Source organism: Vibrio sp. 1288 (assembly GCF_033344475.1).
Map to the genome: position 1 here is coordinate 1 of NZ_JAWPOX010000571.1, position 680 is coordinate 680.

General features: G+C 48.1%; 1 protein-coding gene and 1 pseudogene. One reads left to right on the top strand and one right to left on the bottom strand.

The window, feature by feature from the left end:
• Positions 1-184, top strand: a pseudogene (locus tag R8O11_RS28090) (TetR/AcrR family transcriptional regulator); the annotation flags it as partial.
• Positions 185-271: 87 nt separating this feature from the next.
• On the opposite strand, the gene R8O11_RS28095 reads toward R8O11_RS28090, so the two are convergent.
• On the bottom strand, positions 272-680 hold a 409-nt coding region (locus R8O11_RS28095), incomplete at its 5' end, for a glycine radical domain-containing protein (RefSeq protein WP_318194982.1).

Here is a 680-nt window from a genome sequence, read left to right on the forward strand (position 1 = left end):
AACGTATTGCCGCCACCATAAACAACAGGTTCGTGAGCTAATTCAACGCTATCTCAAATCAGACAACACATCATTACTCGATGCCATTTGCATCATGAAAGAAGGTGCCATCACCACCGCTTACATGACAAAAGAGTACGACGACGTCACAAAGAAATGCGTGGAAATTTTGCACAAGCTGTAATGCGTTCAGGCGTCGTAATTAGCTAATTAAGTATTCAAACAAAAAGGCACCTATCGGTGCCTTCTGCATTAACTGGGGTTGAGATCATCACAACTCGTGTTCGGTACGGGCGATGATGTCATCCTGCGCGTCTGGTGATAGCGCGGTAAAGAAGGCTGAATAGCCCGCAACTCGCACGACAAGGTCACGATATTGCTCAGGGTTCTTCTTCGCTGCCAGCAAGGTTTCACGAGAGACGATGTTGTACTGCACGTGCCAACCTTTATGGTAATTAAAGAAGGTGCGAATCAGCATTGAAAGCTTGAGCTTATCTCCTTCTGAAGCGACAGCCGCTGGGCTTAACTTCTGGTTAAGCAGCACACCACCCAAGATTTTATTAGCTTGAATTTTACCGACTGAGTTGTACACCGCCGTTGGTCCCAAACGGTCAGAGCCCGATGCTGGACTTGCGCCTTCCGCCAGTGGCGTTTTCGCTTTTCGACCATCTGGTGTTGCC